The organism is Streptomyces sp. NPDC050610, from assembly GCF_040654875.1.
Classification (GTDB): Bacteria; Actinomycetota; Actinomycetes; order Streptomycetales; family Streptomycetaceae; genus Streptomyces.
In genome coordinates this window covers 1-1,189 of record NZ_JBFAIV010000099.1, presented here as the reverse complement: position 1 = coordinate 1,189, position 1,189 = coordinate 1, and the positions used below count along the sequence as shown (strand labels likewise).

Below are 1,189 nucleotides of genomic sequence, written 5' to 3'. Positions count from 1 at the left end.
CGACCGGCCGGTTCGACGACGAGCAGCTCTTCTACCTGATGGCGCGCGGCATCCCGGCCGACGAGGCCCGCCGCCTCGTCGTCCGCGGCTTCTTCGCCGAACTCGTCCAGCAGATCGGCCTCCCCGACGTCGAAGAGCGGCTGCTCGCCAAGATCGACGTCGAGCTGGAAGCGTCCGTCGCATGAGTGCCGACACGTTCGTCCGCGCGGCCTCCCTGGGCGACCTCGAAGAGGACACGCCCAAGCGGGTGGAGATCGGCGGCACGCCGGTCTCCCTCGTCCGCACGGAGGGCCAGGTGTTCGCGATCAACGACATCTGCTCGCACGCGAACGTCTCCCTCGCCGAGGGAGAGGTGGAGGACTGTTCCATCGAGTGCTGGCTGCACGGGTCGAGCTTCGATCTGCGCACCGGTAAGCCGAATGGCCTCCCCGCGACGCGCCCCGTCCCCGTATACCCCGTCAAGATCGAAGGAGACGGCCCAGAAGCATCTGTGCTCGTCTCCGTCACCCAGGAGTCCTGAGTTCCCTATGGCTACGCTTGAAATTCACGACCTGCATGTGTCCGTCGAGGTCGACAATGGCACCAAGGAAATCCTGCGCGGCGTCGACCTGACGGTGCGGCAGGGCGAGACGCACGCCATCATGGGCCCCAACGGCTCCGGCAAGTCGACCCTCGCCTATTCGCTGGCGGGTCACCCCAAATACACGGTCACCGGCGGCACCGTCACCCTCGATGGCGAGGACGTCCTGGAGATGACCGTCGACGAGCGCGCCCGTGCCGGCGTCTTCCTCGCCATGCAGTACCCCGTCGAGGTCCCCGGCGTGTCCGTCTCCAACTTCCTGCGCACCTCCGCGACCGCCATCCGCGGCGAGGCCCCCAAGCTCCGCACCTGGGTCAAGGAAGTCAAAACGGCGATGGAGCAGCTCCAGATGGACCCCGCCTTCGCCGAGCGCAATGTGAACGAGGGCTTCTCCGGCGGTGAGAAGAAGCGCCACGAGATCCTGCAGCTGGAGCTCCTCAAGCCGAAGATCGCCATCCTGGACGAGACCGACTCCGGGCTGGACGTGGACGCCCTGCGCACCGTCTCCGAGGGTGTCAACCGGGTCCGGGAGGGCGGCGAGGTCGGCACCCTGCTGATCACCCACTACACGCGGATCCTGCGCTACATCAAGCCCGACTTCGTGCACGT

3 protein-coding genes are annotated in these 1,189 nt (G+C 66.9%); all 3 read left to right on the top strand.

Annotated features, from left to right (window positions below; genetic code table 11):
* Positions 1–185 (top strand): SufD family Fe-S cluster assembly protein (locus tag AB0I22_RS39775; RefSeq protein WP_363135915.1); only part of this gene is annotated, 185 nt, incomplete at its 5' end.
* Positions 182–520, top strand: coding sequence for a non-heme iron oxygenase ferredoxin subunit (locus tag AB0I22_RS39770; RefSeq protein ID WP_363135914.1), 339 nt, complete (start codon positions 182–184; stop codon positions 518–520). The genes AB0I22_RS39775 and AB0I22_RS39770, both read left to right, overlap by 4 nt.
* A 7-nt stretch (positions 521–527) precedes the next feature.
* Positions 528–1,189 (top strand): Fe-S cluster assembly ATPase SufC (gene sufC / locus AB0I22_RS39765; protein WP_363135913.1); only part of this gene is annotated, 662 nt, incomplete at its 3' end.

Bases quoted from the DNA above. Each gene is read 5' to 3' on its own strand.
- AB0I22_RS39770 (WP_363135914.1), top strand. From the start codon at position 182: ATGAGTGCCGACACGTTCGTCCGCGCGGCCTCCCTGGGCGACCTCGAA.